9 protein-coding genes are annotated in these 14,981 nt (G+C 40.0%); 4 read left to right on the plus strand and 5 right to left on the minus strand.

The genetic code is table 11. The annotated features are described in order from the left end of the window. Positions 1-9 precede the first annotated feature (9 nt). From ACE1CA_RS05275 to ACE1CA_RS05295, 5 genes are all read right to left on the minus strand, one after another. Positions 10-735, minus strand: a complete 726-nt coding sequence (locus ACE1CA_RS05275; RefSeq protein WP_413277317.1) for an SDR family oxidoreductase — start codon at positions 733-735, stop codon at positions 10-12. Between the two features lie 14 nt (positions 736-749). Next, positions 750-2,663: a glycosyltransferase gene (locus ACE1CA_RS05280; RefSeq protein WP_413277316.1), complete on the minus strand. Its 1,914-nt coding sequence runs from the start codon at positions 2,661-2,663 to the stop codon at positions 750-752. Then, positions 2,660-3,655, minus strand: coding sequence for a glycosyltransferase (locus ACE1CA_RS05285; RefSeq protein ID WP_413277315.1), 996 nt, complete (start codon positions 3,653-3,655; stop codon positions 2,660-2,662). Before ACE1CA_RS05285 ends, ACE1CA_RS05280 begins: the two co-directional genes overlap by 4 nt. Before the next feature lie 267 nt (positions 3,656-3,922). Further along, a complete protein-coding gene (locus ACE1CA_RS05290; protein WP_413277314.1) occupies positions 3,923-9,388 on the minus strand; it encodes a trifunctional serine/threonine-protein kinase/ATP-binding protein/sensor histidine kinase in 5,466 nt (1,821 codons plus the stop codon). A 174-nt stretch (positions 9,389-9,562) separates the two neighbouring features. Next, positions 9,563-9,745, minus strand: coding sequence for a hypothetical protein (locus tag ACE1CA_RS05295; RefSeq protein WP_413277313.1), 183 nt, complete (start codon positions 9,743-9,745; stop codon positions 9,563-9,565). A 153-nt stretch (positions 9,746-9,898) separates the two neighbouring features. Here ACE1CA_RS05295 and ACE1CA_RS05300 point away from each other — a divergent pair, with 153 nt between their 5' ends. The 4 genes from ACE1CA_RS05300 to ACE1CA_RS05315 all read left to right on the plus strand — a co-directional run bounded on the left by ACE1CA_RS05300 (position 9,899) and on the right by ACE1CA_RS05315 (position 14,976). Next, positions 9,899-11,005: a putative 2-aminoethylphosphonate ABC transporter substrate-binding protein gene (locus ACE1CA_RS05300; RefSeq protein WP_413277312.1), complete on the plus strand. Its 1,107-nt coding sequence runs from the start codon at positions 9,899-9,901 to the stop codon at positions 11,003-11,005. A 132-nt stretch (positions 11,006-11,137) separates the two neighbouring features. Next, positions 11,138-12,397 carry a putative 2-aminoethylphosphonate ABC transporter ATP-binding protein gene (locus ACE1CA_RS05305; protein WP_413277311.1) on the plus strand — a complete coding sequence of 420 codons (1,260 nt, stop codon included), beginning with the start codon at positions 11,138-11,140 and terminating at the stop codon, positions 12,395-12,397. Beyond that, the gene (locus ACE1CA_RS05310) at positions 12,394-14,166 is read left to right on the plus strand and encodes a putative 2-aminoethylphosphonate ABC transporter permease subunit (RefSeq protein ID WP_413277310.1); all 1,773 of its coding nucleotides are present in this window, start codon (positions 12,394-12,396) and stop codon (positions 14,164-14,166) included. The genes ACE1CA_RS05305 and ACE1CA_RS05310 overlap by 4 nt, the downstream gene beginning before the upstream one ends. A gap of 78 nt (positions 14,167-14,244) precedes the next feature. Beyond that, positions 14,245-14,976, plus strand: a complete 732-nt coding sequence (locus tag ACE1CA_RS05315; protein WP_413277309.1) for an HAD family hydrolase — start codon at positions 14,245-14,247, stop codon at positions 14,974-14,976. Positions 14,977-14,981 lie beyond the last annotated feature (5 nt).

Raw genomic sequence — 14,981 nt, forward strand, 5'->3', positions numbered from 1 at the left:
TTTACAACTTTAAGGCCAAGAAGTTTCGCGCATTGGTAATACCGTAATTTCAGGAATTACTGTTCCTTTTGGTTGCATTAAAACGTAACGAATGGTATCAGCAACATTTTTTGGATCTTGCAAATTGTTAATATCAATATCGGGAAATCTATCTAACAAAAATGGTGTTTGCATTCCCCCTGCAACTATAGCCGTTACCTTAACATTGTGTGGGCGTGCTTCGACGTGCAAAGCATGACTAAAACCTAATAATCCCCACTTACTTGCGTGGTAAGCAGAAGCATTTGCCCAAGCACGTTTAGAAGCAGTAGAAGCAATATTAACAATGTGTCCTTTGCCTTGTTGTTTCATCTGAGGAAGAATGAATTTAGACATAATAAAAGCGCCATTCAAATTAACAGCAATAATCCTTTCCCAATCAGTTACATTTAATTCTTCAATAGGCAAAGTAACATCGATTCCAGCATTGTTAATTAAAATGTCCAAATGTCCGTATTCAGAAACAATTTTACTAATAGCTGATTCCACTTGTTTAGCATCGGAAATATCTAAACGTAAAGCTTGAGCTTTACCGCCATCACTTTGAATTTCTAAAGCAACTTTTTCGGCTAATTCTTCTCGGATATCGGCAACAATGGTAATTACTCCATGTCCACCTAACATCCGACAAATTGCTTCACCCAGTCCTCGACCACCACCAGTAACAATGGCAACTTTTCCTGTTAATTCTTGCATGATTTCTCCTTATTTTAGTGGGTAATAGGTAGTTGGTAGTGGGTAGTTGGTATTTGGAATTCGCTGCTTTTAATGACTTCTGATATACTATTTTCTACCAGCATCATTTTCTCTTCGACTAATTCACAAATTAAATGAATTACCACGATTTGTACTTCTTGAATATGTTGGGTATCGTTTTCGGGGACAATGATGGAAATATCGGCTAATAGATGTAAATCTCCGCCATCTTTACCCAAAATTCCAATGCAATTTAACCCTTGTTTTTTGGCTGTTTCAAAAGCTTTAATTATGTTGCGAGAATTCCCACTGGTACTAATACCAATTAAAACATCTCCTGCACGTCCAAATGCTTCAACTTGTCGAGAAAAAGCATTTTCGTAGCCAACATCGTTCGACCAAGCTGTTAAAACTGCGGTATCGGCGTTAAGTGCTAAAGCGGGAAGTCCGGGACGAGTTTTACATTTGAAATGACCGACAAATTCGGCGGCGAAATGTTGAGCTTCCGCTGCACTTCCGCCATTGCCACAAATTAAAACTTTGCCATTTTGGGAGAAACAATTGCTGATAATGTCGGCTACATGAATGATAGAATTTCGTAAACTGCGCCGTGATTTTTGGATAGCGGTAATTGCATTATTGAAACCTCGATCGACAATTTCTTGCCAAGATACTTGATGAAATGTTGGAGAGTTTTTGGCGATTACTTTTTCATAAAGATCGGCAATAGAATCAGTGACTCTTTGCCAGGTAAATAAGTCATTGGCACGTTGAATTGCTTGCTGACGTAACACATTCATTAGTTTTGGATGTTGGTAGAGATAAGCAATACGTTCTGCGATCGCACTAGGATTATTTGCAGGTACTAAATAACCCGTTTCTCCATCCCTCACAGTAAATTTAATTCCCCCCACATTAGAACCAATTACCGGAGTCCCACAAGCCATTGCTTCTACAGGCGTAATGCCAAATGGTTCATACCAAGGAGTAGTAATAAATAGATCGGCAGCGCTGTAATATAATTTGAGTGCTTCTCTACCTCTGCGACCAACAAAAGTTACTTTTTCTTCGATATTTTCGGATTGTGCGATCGCCTTTAACCTACCAATTTCCGGTGTAACATTTGGGTCTGGATCGTCAGATTCACCGCCAACTATTAGCAATTTACCCGAAAAATCAGAGGTTTTTAAAAGCTGTGCGAAGCCATAAATCACCGCATCAACACCTTTGCGAGGAACCATTCTTCCTAATTGCAAAATCACCTTTTCATTGGGATCGAGTCCTAAAGCTACCCTTGCCAAAACTTTACCAATAGGCCAAAATTGACCGGGATCGAAACCACCAGGAATAATCGTTATTTTGGCAGGATCGGCATTATAAAATCGGATTAAATCTTCTTCTTCTTGGGGACATTCGGCAATTATGCGATCGGCTTCATTAATGATTCTTTCTTCAATAGCAAATCTTTGATTAGGAAATTGATCCGCATCGCCTTGATAAAAGCGACGCACTTTACCCAAAGCATGAAAAGTAATAACAAAAGGAATACCCAAAACTTTTTTAATATTAGCAGCAACTAACCCAGACATCCAAAAATTAGCATGAATTAAATCATACATTTGCCCTTCTTGTTGGCAGAAATTCACCATATATGAGGTGAAATCTGCCATAAAAGGTAGTAAATCTTCCTTTCGCAAATACTCAGGAACTCCAGCCGGAACATGAATAATTCTTACTCCATTCACCCACTCTGCTGCTTCCGGTAAAAGTTCGCTATCCCGACGAGTGAAAACATCAACTTCGTAACCAAAAACAGTCAAATTTTTGGCAATTTCCCCCACATAAACATTTTGACCGCCACTATCAACACCACCCAACATTGCCAACGGTGAAGCGTGTTCGCTAATTAATGCAATTCGTTTTTTCATAGCTTTCTACCTGCTACTAAAGGAGTGAGAGGAGGAGAAAAAGAAGGATTTCCAGTAACTAAAGCAAATGCCTCATCCCAATCATTAATAAATCGCTGAATATGAAATCTTTCTTGCGCGTAGCGTTTAGCATTTTCACTTAAACGATGAGCTTCCGCAGGGTCTTTTAATAATTCCTGCATTCGTTCTATTAAATGATTAATATTCGTGTCTACATAGCCAGAAAAACCGTTTTCTACTACCGTTACTAATTCGGTGGTTGCTAAACCAATAATCGGCATTCCGATCGCCATCGCTTCACACACAGCTAACCCTAAACTGGTGTAGCGAATTGGATTAAAAAAGAAGCGATAATGTGACTCAAATTCTAATAGTTTATCATGTTTAATTTCACCTAAACCACCCATTTTTTCCGAACCCATACCTACAAGTTCTAAAGGAATTTGGGTGCGAACTTCTTCAAATACATCAACACCTAAACGGCGACCTCTACTAGGTAAACCATTAACAACAACTACTCCACAATTTAATTCACCTTGGTAACAAACATTTTCTGGCACTATTACCCCATGTTCAATTACACGAGTTGGAGTATTATTTCTATCCCACATTAAATCGTTAAAATCAGTCACATGAACTAAAAGTACATTGGAATCATTGACTGGATGACAGGTATCAGTGGGATTTTGACGTGGGGGATCGTGTTCTAAATAAATTCGCGGAAGTTGGCGTTGAGTTTCGGAAAGTATTTCGCATTGATCTTCTAAATAGTTTTTTTGCGATTGAAAAAGGATACAATCAAATTCGAGATTTTTTACTTCTTCCGCAAGTACATCATGAACATTATCAGGCCAAGGAAAACCGCTTAAACGACCGCCATAACCTTCTGGTTTACCTGATTTGATTGGCAAGTAAAATTCGTGACTTGATTGAACCAAGTAGTAAAGATAATTACCATGAACGTGCCAAGTTAGAATGCGTAATCGCCTCATAAAAATGATTTGAATTTGCTGTGATTCCTCATTTTTAATATTTCATTGAGCTTCTGCATCGGACATTTGCCTAAGAAGTTGGCGATCGCCCACACACCCTTTTGTGCATTTGCACAACTCAAAACAAATCACAACTTATCCAAAATCTCTGTTGTCTGCATCACAGAGAAAGTTGAAAATTTTAAAGAAAGTTTTAATATTTGCGAGTGTCACTTTTCGGAATCAAGTGAGCGATCGCTCTATGTTTCTAGGATGTGCAACTGTAATTCATCGTGGATAGTTTATCGGAATCTCAATTACAAATTTTGCTCCTCTACCGACGGGAGAATCACAAATTAATTGACCGCCATGTTTTTTCACAATAGCATAACTGACGGATAAACCTAAACCTGTACCACTTCCTACTGGTTTAGTTGTGAAAAATGGCTCGAATATGCGTTTTTGAATGTGAGCGGGAATTCCATTACCATTATCTGCGATCGCAATTCTTACCCACTCTTTTTCTCTAACTTCAGTTTGAATTTTAATCGAGGGATTTTTGTTAGTTTTACTCACTTCCTCAAGTGCATCAATAGCGTTACTAATAATATTCAGAAATACTTGATTCATCTCACTAGCATAACAAGCAACTAAAGGCAGATTTCCATACTCTTTAATCACTTGTATCTTTGGTCGATCGTCACTATTTTGAAAGCGACTTTGTAAAATTAGCAATGTGCTGTCAATTCCTTTATGTAAATCTACAGATTTCGTTTGGGATTCATTCAGGCGAGAAAAATTCTGCAAACTCAGGATAATTTGCTCGATCCTTTCGCTGCCAACTTTCATTGATTGCAGAATCTTAATTGCATCCTTCCAAATAAAATCTAGGTCAATTTCTTCGATTTTCGCTTTAATCACTGAATTGTCTTGAGGATATTCTTGCTGATAAATTTCTAACAAACTTAGCAGGTTTTTCAGATAATTTTCTATATGGGGAAGATTACCATGAATAAAAGTTACTGGATTGTTAATTTCGTGGGCTATTCCTGCTACCAGTTGACCAAGGGCTGACATTTTCTCACTCTGAATTAATTGCGCTTGGGTTTGTTGTAAATTTTGCAATGTTTGCTCTAAATCAGTAGCTTTCTGACTTAATTCTTCAGTTTTTCGCGCTACTTCTGCTTCTAAGGTGTGAGAGTAGTTTTCTACTTGTTGATATAAACGAGCATTTTCAATAGATATAGCAGCTTGAGAAGTAAGAAGTTGGAGAGTTTCAATGCGATCGCTAGTAAAAGCTCCCTCTGTAAGATTATTTTCTAAATACAAAATGGCAATTAATTTTCCCTGTTTGCTAATCGGAATACATAATGCTGATTTAGGTTGGTGAGTGATGATGTAGCGATCGCTCATCAATTGTTCCGATAAACTGAGATTATCAAAAACTGCTGTTGTTTGACTTCTGATTACAGAATAAATCAAACTTTGGGGTAATTCTTGACATTCAGCTAGAGGAATTTGTAAGTTTTCTGTATGGTTTTGATTAGCTCTGGCTACTACCACCCACTCTGTCTGGCGATCGATTACTAAAAATCCAGTTTGTGCTCCCGCTGAAGCCAAAACAATTTGCATCAAAGTGGTTAATAGTTTTTCTAATTCAATTTCTTCTGAAATAGCTTGTGCTGCTTTCATCACCACAGGAAAGTCTAACCATACATTTTGGTTGTGACTGGTACTGTTGCTAGTTCTGCTCAGGGTTCCAGAAAGTGTTGCTCCCGATTTAATAGCTAGGTTAATCGGTTGAAGAATAGCCCCTAGTAATTCAGGATAGTGTTGTTCTAAATCAGCAATTTTTGCCCGTGTACCCCAACGAGCATAACAATAGTAGGCTTCTTGCATATAACCAGAGGCAATTTTTTCTTTTCCCCAAGACAGATAAAATTTAGCTGCTAGTTCATTGGCGATCGCTTCTTCATAAATATAATTTTGAGTTTTGGCTTGCGCGATCGCTTGCTCATAAAAATCAATTGCCTCTGCTTTTCGTCCATCGATCCGCGCTTTTTCAGCTTGCAGTAATAGATATTTATGACCAATATTAGCTGGGCAATTTTTTTGCCACTGCTCTAACTTTTCTTCTAGGGATGCGAGGGCTTGCCAATGGGATTCACGAGTTAATTTATCACTAGAAATTTCAATCAAAACTACGTGCATTAATGCTACATAAAATACGCTGGAAGGGACTTTGGCATGACTGGAAATGGTATTTTCAATGATGCTCAGTTGGGGAATTAAATCTGGATAGGTAGCGGGTTGGTCAAATAAATAAGCATGACGAATTTTCACCGAATACAACCAAGCTAAATGATATGGGTTGTGGCAATATTTCTGCAAAAATTCTGTTTCGCTAAAACTATCATCATCAAAACTTAAAATTGTCTTAGTTAACCCTAATAGATGGCGAATTGGTTGCAGTACGCCAACAATCAAAGCATCTAAATTTTCTAAACTTTTGATCTGATGGAGAAAATCTGCATGAATTTTGGCGATCGCATAAAGTTCATCCAGTTGTTTGCCATAAGTGAGGCGATCGGAACCACTTTGCATCATCATAAAACTGACAGTTAGCCAATTTCCTGCTTCCATGCCATACTTGAAAGCATTTTCGTAGTAAGTATCTGCTTCCCGTAAAGGACGACTCCAACTATGCACGTCAGCAGCAAAGAGAAAATTTGTCATTCCTCGGACATCAGCGTTATCAAACTGTTCGCAAAGTTGTACTGCCATATTGCCGAACTGATAAGCTAGAGCCGCTTTTTTCAGGAGGGCATTAACAATTAAACCATAGCCTACATAACCAAAGGGCGACATATCGCTATTACCATACTCCAAAGATAATGTTGTCATCTTGGCTAGTGCTAATAATGCTAAAGTGCTTTCACCATTGAGCCATGCAGCATAAAACAAAATTTGTAGAATTCGCAGCATTTCTGCAATGATTGCATCTTCCATTTTGGGAAGTTCCAGAATTGATTCAATCCTCTGTTGCTCCAGAAATTTATTAACTGTCTTAATTTGTTCGTCGAGGCTAGATTGAATATTTTCTGGTGTTTCTGGTACTGTCCATCCTAGCAGCTTGAGGCTCTGACGTTGAATAGCGATCGCTTCAGCATTCCGTCCCTGAAGTTGGTATTGCGTCATCTGTATCCGATAAATTACGGCTTTATCTAAGGAAGTTTGCGCTTGGACGATCGCTGTAGCATAAAGGACTTCTGCTTGCTCGAAATTGCCACACAGATAAGCTGCTTCTGACCCATTGCAGTAAAGTTTATAGACTAATTGATAGTCAGTTTGCCAAGCTTCTTTGGGTAATAAATCAATACCGATCGCGCAATAGTTTTGTGCTGCTTGATAAGCTGCTGAGATTTTGGCTTTTTGTCCAGCTTGTAAGTTTAACTGCGCCAGTTGTTGTTTCTGCTCTTGACTAGAAATCACAAATCGGCCTAAATTCAGTTGGTTAACTAAATTGAAAATCTCTTCAATTTGTTGCTGGTGAGATAACCCTTGCAATAACAATTGACCAATTTTCCAGTGTGTTATTTGCTTGCGATCTTCAGGAATCAGGGAATAGGCGGCTTGTTGAACGCGATCGTGCAAAAATCTGTATCGAGGATTTTCTTGATTAACCTTTTCATTTTCTGAATTTAAGTTATCATCTACCTCCAGCTGATAAAACTTATAAATCTTACTCATCGGTAAAATTAAACCTTCCTGCAATGCTCTCCATAATCTAGCTGCCGTCTCCGTTTCTGATTGTTGTGAAACTATTGCCAAAGTATGCAAATCAAACTGTGCCCCCATACAAGCAGCTAACTTTAAAATATCCTGAGTTTCTCTCGGCAATTTCTGTAATTGCCATGCCATAAACTCCACCACATCATCAGTAATTGCTAAGGCTTTTACTTGAGAAATATCACATTGCCAATGCTGAATCTCCCAATTAAAAGTAATTAATTTCTCATCATGTAATGCTTTGAGGAACTGAGTCGCAAAAAAGGGATTTCCTTGAGTTTTTTGATAAATTAATTTAGTCAAATCTTGGGCTAGGGACAATTCACAATTAAGCGTATCTGCTATCAAGCAATTCATATCTGATTCTTTTAACGGTGGTAAAGTAATTGTATTTACCGTTGCTCCCGTTTTGACAATTTCATCTACTGTTAAAATGAAGGGATGGAGAGGGAAAACTTCATTATCCCGATAAGCACCCAATATTAATAAATATCCCGCATCTTGCATCAATAATTTTAGCAAATTCAGGGAAGCTGAGTCAGCCCATTGCAAGTCATCTAAAAACATTACTAAAGGATGTTTTTTACTAGTAAAGACTTGAACAAACTTTGGAAATAGTAAGTTAAAGCGATTTTGGGCAGCTGTTCCTGATAATTCTAAGACTGGTGGTTGTTTACCGATGATGTTTTCTAACTCAGGAATTACATCAATTAAGACTTGTCCGTTGTCTCCTACTGCGGTTAATATCTGAGTTTTCCAGGTTTGTAATTGTTGCTCTGATTCTGATAGCAATTGCCCGATTAAGTCGCGGAATGCTTGCACGAATGCTTTCAAGGGAATGTTACGTTGAAATTGCTCATATTTACCTTTAATAAAATAGCCACGTTGTCTCACAATTGGTTTATGTACTTCGTTGATTGCTGCGGTTTTGCCAACTCCTGAAAATCCCGCTACTAGCATCATTTCTGTTGTGCCATTGGCGACGCGATCGAACGCTGTTAATAGTTGATTAACTTCGGTTTCTCTACCGTAAAGTTTTTCGGGAATCAGGAAGCGATCGCTAATATCTCTTTTGGCTATTTCAAAAGGTTCTATTACTCCTGTAGTTTGTAATTGAGCTAAACAAATATCTAAATCATGCTTGATTCCCCAGGCACTCTGATAACGTTCTTCAGCATTTTTTGCCATCAATTTGCTGACAATCTCTGACAAAACCAGTGGAATTTCTCTATTAATTTCATCTATCCGTATCGGCTGTTTTGCGAGGTGACAATGTACCAATTCCATCGGCTCTTCGGCGCTAAATGGTAATACTCCTGTCAACAATTCATAAAACGTCACTCCCAGAGAATAAAAATCACTCCGATAATCTATCCCTCGATTCATCCGCCCAGTTTGTTCAGGAGAAAGATAGGCTAATGTACCTTCTAAAGCATTAGCATTCTGAATTTCTTCAGTTTCTCTTGGCAGGAGAGAGGCAATACTAAAATCAATTAATTTTACCTGTTTGGTGTGGGGATTAATCAAAATGTTAGCGGGTTTGATATCTTTATGAATGACTCGATTTTGGTAGAGATACTGGAGAACTTCTGTCAGTTGAATCGCTATTTCAAGAAATTCTAATAAAGGTAAATAGCTACATTTGAGACTGTCTGCGGTGAAAGAGAGATAATCAAATAGTGAAATTCCGCCAAAATTCTCCATAACTAAAGCATAACTATTACCATATACTTCTAAGGTGAAAGTTTTGATAATGTTAGGTAAGTCGAGATTTTTGGCAATAGTATATTGATTGCGAAATTGAACGAGTTCGTTAAAGTTTGGGTGTGAGCTTCGCAGGATTTTGATGATGACTGATTGTCGATCGCTAATGCGAATACCTCGATAGACGAGGGTGCGTGTACCAGTGTAGAGTTGTTCTGTAATTTCATAACCGGGTAAGTTGGAGAGCGCACTTATACTCATAATCTCGTTAAGTTAGTCCTAAGTTATTTTCTATTGCTGCCCAATCAGCAGAGTTTATCATTTTAGTGTTGAGTATTAGCGCTCTTGCGAAAATACTCACTATCTTTAGAGTTCCCCACTCTTCAGTCACAATATCAAAAGCTGAATAACTTTTTTATATTAAATATCTAAATATTAAATATCTAAAAGTGCGATCGGTAATTGCTCAATCGTCCGCCGAAACAGGGATGTATCGTCCAATGCTTGCGATAAAATCAGCGAACCTTGAATTGCTATTGCGGCATCTTCCCCCCGTTGTTTGGCAAGTTGAGCATCCATACCCGCCTGGATTGGCACATTTGCGATCGCATTCCCCATAACTGTAAAGAAACATTTCAGTTTTTGAGAAGAGGGAGCAACCCAAAATTAACCAAATAATTAGCAAATATTAACTCCTAGACAACTATTTTCTCAAATATTTTAGTTTAAAATCCTGGCTACAAATTAAAATTGGTATTCTTCATTAAGAGTATGGCTAGAAAGAATAAATGGTTTCAGTTTGGCTGGCAGACAGTGCTTTCGTGCCTTTTGACTATCATTGTTGCCTCTTGTGTAGTTCAAAATCCCCAAACATCGAATGCTCCTACAACTGGAGCAAACACTACTCCTGAGAGTACGTCTTCGAGTGCGCTTACCGTTTACACGGCGCTGGAAGATGACCAAATTTCTAAGTATTTAGATTTATTTAAGAAACAGCATCCAGATATCAAGGTTAACATTGTGCGAGATTCCACAGGAGTTGTCACCGCTAAACTCCTAGCAGAAAAGGATAATCCCCAAGCAGATGTAGTATGGGGTTTAGCAGCTTCGAGTTTGCTGGCTGCCGATCAAAAAGGGATGCTAGAGCCATACTCGCCAAAAGGTTTGGAGGCTGTGAATCCTAAGTTTAAGGACGATCGCACGCCGCCCCATTGGGTAGGAATAGATGTCTGGATGTCGGCTTTTTGCGTCAACACCAAAGAAATGGAAAAGCGAAAATTACCGATTCCTCAGAATTGGGCCGATTTAACCAAGCCAGAATACAAAGGATTAATCGTAATGTCCAATCCCGCCTCCTCTGGTACAGGCTTTCTCTCCGTTTCTGCGATCCTGCAAATGAAAGGCGAAGAAAAAGGTTGGAAATATTTAGATGCTTTGGATAAGAATGTAGCGCAGTACGTACATTCTGGTTCCAAACCTTGTAAGATTGCGGGGTCTGGAGAATATCCGATCGGGATTTCCTTTGACTATCGAGCAGTGAAGCAAAAAAATGCTGGAGAACCGATCGCAGCCGTATTTCCCACAGAAGGATCGGGTTGGGACATTGAAGCAAACGCCTTAATCAAGAAAGCTAACATCAAACCAGCTGCTAAAACTTTCCTCGACTGGGCAATTTCCCCAGAAGTATCAAAAGTCTATGCAGAAGGATTTCCCGTAACAGCAGTAAAAACTGATGTTCCCATACCCCAAGGCTACCCAGCCGATCCAGTCAAGCAATTGATTCCAAATAACGACTTCCAATGGGCAGCAAAAAACCGGGATGCAATTCTGGCAGAGTGGACAAAACGATTTGATTCTAAATCAGAGAAGAAAAGCTAATCAGGATTTAAGGATAAAAGGATTTACTGGATTGCTTTTATATCTGAATCAAAAATCATGAAATCCTCAAATCCTCAAATCCCGATCGGAAATTATGAAATCTGAAAATCCCGATCCTTAGCGGAATTTATCATGACATACTCATCAGATGACGTTACAACAGATCCCCGAACAGTTTCCCAACCTGTAGGGGCAATTCATGAATTGCCCTTACAGGTTGGGGATTTGAGAGAAGAACGCCCAGAACCTTACCTGCAAATTGAAAATATCCACAAAACCTTTGGGCAGTTTGTGGCATTGCGAGATATTTATCTCGATGTGTACCCTGGAGAATTTGTCTGTTTGTTAGGGCCAAGCGGTTGTGGGAAGACAACTCTACTCCGCATTATTGCCGGATTGGAGCAGCAAACTAGCGGGCGGATCTTTCAAGGTGGCAAAGATGTTTCCCGACTACCTCCCGCAAAGCGAGATTTTGGCATCGTCTTTCAATCTTACGCATTGTTTCCCAACCTGAGTGCGGCGCAAAATATCGCCTACGGACTCCAGAACGCCAAACGTCCCAAGCAGGAGATTGCCGCTAGGGTGGAAGAGTTACTGGAAATGGTAGGGTTACAAGGTTTTGGCTCCAAATATCCTGCCCAAATGTCAGGGGGACAACAACAGCGCATTGCTCTGGCGAGAGCATTGGCATTATCCCCTGGATTGTTGTTGTTGGATGAACCTTTGTCGGCGTTGGATGCGAAGGTGCGGGTGAAGTTGCGGACGGAAATTACCCAACTGCAAAAACGGTTAGGTGTAACGGCAATTATGGTGACGCACGATCAGGCAGAAGCATTGGCAATGGGCGATCGAATTGTGGTGATGGATAAAGGTTATATTGCTCAAGTTGGCACACCGCGATCGATCTATCAATGCCCCAACACCCCCTTTGTTGCCAACTTTATCGGGGTGATGAACTTTTTACCGGGAGTGGTACTCACCACAGAATCCATGCGTTGTGGTAATTTGCAATTGCAAACCCCACCATTCGACTTTCCTGCCAACACTCCAATCTCGGTAGCAATTCGCCCGGAAGATATTCGAGTATTGCATCCCGACGATGACTTAACAAACTTACCCAATGTGGTGACAGCTGAAATTGAAGGGATTGAATTCCTTGGCTCAGTTTACCAAATCGTGTTGCGCCCAAAAGAAGGGGTTAGGGGTCAGGGGTTAGGTGATAGGGAAAATGCAGTTCCCCAACCCCTAACACCTAACCCCCACTCCCAGGAACGACTCACTTGTGAAGTGTCAATCCATGAAGCTCGCGATTTGGATTTAGCTCCGAATACTTCATTACAGATTCAACTGCCACCTGATTTTATTCGCGTGTTTCCCGCTGAACCATCATGACTTCATCACCTTCAACTTTACCACTCCTCCGACGGCTGTTTCCCCAGAAATTAAGCCACATTACCACCCGTGAAGATTGGATTATGGTGGCAATCTTAGTGGCAGGAACTTTGTTCTTGCTGGTGGGTGTGGTGTTTCCTCTCTATCCGATGATTCTCCGTAGTTTTGAGGATACGGATGGTAATTGGGTGGGATTGGCGAATTATGCGAAGTATCTCAACACGCCTTCGTTGGTGACTTCGTTGATTAATACTTTTGCGATGGCGATCGCCACTGCTTTAATTTCCGTCGTGCTAGGGTTTATCTATGCCTACGCTTTGACTCGCACTGCGATGCCAGGTAAGTTTGTGTTTCGGGTGTTGGGTATTTTGCCTTTGTACGTTCCTCCGCTGGCAAATGCGATCGGATTAGTCTATTTATTTGGCAACAATGGATTAGTTACAAAAGGTTTGTTTGGTCTTTTCCCCGGTTGGGATATTGGACTTTATGGCTTTAATGGTATCGTTATCGGAGAATTTCTTTACTGCTTTCCCCAAGCGGTAGTGATTCTGACAACGGCATTGAGTCTCACGGATGCGCGAGTGTATGAAGCAGCAGAAGTGTTACGCACCAATCCCATTCGTACCTTTTTAACGGTGACGATTCCCAGTGTCAAGTTTGGCTTAATCAGTACCATCTTTGTTTGTTTTATTTTGGCATTTACCGATTTCGGCGTGCCCAAGGTTGTCGGTGGTAGTTTTAATGTGCTGGCGATCGAAATTTATAAACAAGTCATCGGACAACAAAACTTTTCAATGGGTGCAACAATCAGCGTATTCCTGTTAGTACCAACGATTTTTGCCTTTGTAATCGATCGCATTGTGCAACGTCGTCAAACTGCCCTCGTCAGTGCCAAATCTGTACCATTGCAACCTAAACCCAATCCTAAACTAGATTGGGTAATGTTTGGGATTTGTTGCTTGATTGCCGGATTTGCAGTTGTCGTGTTTTTAACGATCATTTTGGCTTCTTTTATCAATGTTTGGCCTTATGACTTTAGTTTCTCTTTGAAACACTACGACTTCAGCGTTGTTGGTGGAGGCGGCTATACTGCTTACTGGAACAGCATTCAAATGTCACTTTATACGGCATTTTTTGGCACGATCGCTGTTTTCATTGGCGCTTATTTGATAGAAAAGGGTAAAGGATTTCAATGGTTGCGATCGGTCAACTACTTTCTTTCTACCGTACCACTAGCATTGCCCGGTCTGGTGCTAGGTTTGGCTTATGTCTTCTTTTTTAACAAACTCCTGTGGCCCATTCCCGGTACTAACTATTCTCTGATCAATCCATTCAACTGGCTTTATGGCACGATGGGAATCCTGGTGCTGTGTAACATTATCCACTTTTACACAGTTTGCTTCCTAACTGCAACTACTGCTCTCAAACAAACCGATCCAGAATTTGAAGCAGTTTCCGCATCTATGAGAGTACCCTTTTACAAAACCTTTTGGCGAGTGACGGTGCCCCTTTCCCTACCTGCCATTTTGGAAATTGGGATTTATTTCTTCATTAATGCGATGGTGACAATCTCGGCAATTATCTTTATTTATCCCTCTACTTTGCCTTTAGCTGCGGTGGCGATCGTCAACATGGATGATGCTGGAGATATTGCTCCAGCAGCAGCAATGTCAACATTAATTGTTTGTACCAGTATTGGAGTTCGCTTGCTCTATTCCTTCCTCACAAAAGGTTTACAACAGCGGACACAAGCATGGTTAAAACGATAAGAATGGTTAGTTTTAAGTTTTGAGTTTTGAGTTTTGAGTTAACTATAACTCAAAACTAACGAAAAAAAGGTGAAAAAAATGTCAAATATTAAATTAGTTGTCTGCGATATGGCAGGAACAACTGTTAGAGATGATAGAGAAGTAGAATACTGTTTTTTCAAAGCAGCTGAACAGACTGACTTAACTGCTAGTTCCGATCGCGTAGTTGCCATGATGGGACTGCCAAAAAAGCGAGTTTTTCAAACTTTGTGGCAAGAACAAATTGGCTGCGATCGTCCAGATTACCAAACAAAAGTGGAAACATCTTTTGCCGCATTCAAGGATATTCTAGAAACTCATTATCGAACTCAACCAGTTGCACCGACAGAAGGTTGTTTAGATTTATTTACCTGGCTGAAGTCACAGGGAATTAAAATTGCTTTAACAACCGGATTTTACCGAGAAGCTACTAATATCATCTTAGAGCGACTGGGCTGGAATCAAGGATTAAATAGCGATTACATTGGTTCAGATTCTTCGTTAATTCAAGCTTCCGTCACACCTTCAGAAATCTTTAATAATGAGGGTCGTCCTGCGCCTTACATGATTCAAAAAGCGATGTATCAGCTGGGGATTATTGATTCTAAAACTGTAATTGCGATCGGAGATACTCCCTCTGATTTAGCCGCTGGCATTAATGCCAACTGTCTCTACTCTTTTGGGGTGACAAACGGTACTCACACCAGAGAACAGTTAGCAGCTTATCCCAATGATGGATTGTTTGCTTCCTTGTCCGAATTTCAAACAAAATTAGCCAGTTTGTTGGATTGAATTAA

It is taken from the genome of Floridaenema evergladense BLCC-F167 (assembly GCF_041929205.2).
In the GTDB taxonomy this organism is placed as follows: Bacteria; Cyanobacteriota; Cyanobacteriia; order Cyanobacteriales; family Aerosakkonemataceae; genus Floridanema; species Floridanema evergladense.